The organism is Pseudomonas cichorii (assembly GCF_019719005.1).
Lineage (GTDB): Bacteria > Pseudomonadota > Gammaproteobacteria > Pseudomonadales > Pseudomonadaceae > Aquipseudomonas > Aquipseudomonas cichorii_E.
The window spans coordinates 1-1,253 of the sequence record NZ_JAIGPJ010000093.1 but is presented as its reverse complement, the minus strand read 5'-3'; the positions used below and the strand labels follow the sequence as shown (position 1 = coordinate 1,253).

General features: G+C 61.9%; 1 pseudogene. It reads right to left on the bottom strand.

The features are described from left to right. A pseudogene (locus K5D32_RS25730) lies at positions 1-1,253 on the bottom strand (sugar-binding protein); the annotation flags it as partial.

Below are 1,253 nucleotides of genomic sequence, written 5' to 3'. Positions count from 1 at the left end.
TTGGCCTGGGTCAGCAGGTTGCCGAAGGTGTCGAAGGTGGTGCGGGTGGTTTCTTCATGGGTCTGGCTGGAAGCGCTGGGGTGATACCAGATCTTCAGCACCTGGTCGGGCAACTGGCACTGGGCCGGTTGCTGGTCGAAGGGCAAGCCCGGCGTACCGTGATACGTGGTGCGGGTGGTGAGCACATTGTCGTTCTGGGTGACGGTTTCTTCGGTCAGCAGGTGGAAGTTATTGAAGGCCCGCACCGTGGAGCGCAGTGCCTGGCCGTCGAACCAGAGCATTTCCGTACTGGTGTAGGTGTAGCTCGGGTTGGCGCGGTACAGGTTGTCCAGACCGTCATCGTCCCAGATCAGCCCGCTGGCGTTGAAGCCCAGAAAGTTGGTGCTGGAATAGTGATAACGCACCTCCACCGGAGGCTGGCCGAAGCCGGGGCGCTGTTCATGCCGGGACACGCGGGGCAACGACGGGTAACGGTTCTGCGGGAACTCATGGCCCTGGGCGTCGTAGGTGATGAGTTCATGGCCACCCAACGGGTTGTGCACCTGCGAAATGCACAGGTACTCATGAATCAGTTCGTACTGGAAGCGCCAGGCGGCCTGATTGTCGACCGGCAGAACGATGCGGGTCACTTCGCCGTTGCTGAGCATCAGGCTGAAACGGGCCAGAGGTTCACCGCCGCTGCCCTGGCCGGGGTGCAAGTCGATATTGACCTGCGCAGAGTTGGGCCGCGTGATGTCGAGCAGCAGGCCGTAGTTGTCGCTGACGCTGCGCAGCACGGTTTCACCGGCAAAGGTCTCGTAGGTCAGGCTGACCCGATGACCTTCGGCGGAATGGACTTCACTGACCCAGGCCTGGGTGTCGCCGCCGCGCAGGGTGAGGATTTCCACCAGGCCGGACTTGTGGACCACGCGATAACGGCCGGTGGCTTCGACGGAAAAGTGAAAGCTGTCGATCTTGCGTTCGGGGACGGTGGGCTGGTTGAGGGAGCCTTCGATGCGAAAGGTTTCCCCGGTGGACAACGAGAGGATGCGCGAGACGGTATCGAAATGCGACAGACGTACGCTCCAGCCCTTGCCAAAGCCGGTGTTTCGCGGGCTCATGGGGCTGAAGCCCAGGGTCAGCGGAACGATGGGCCCGCACAAGTGATTGGCCTTGAGTTCGGGCAGGGTAATGGCGCAGGTGTACTGGCCGGTGCGAGGGTCGACACCGGCCTGGACGGCACTGAGAAAGTTGAAGGCATTGGAGTGGACGGT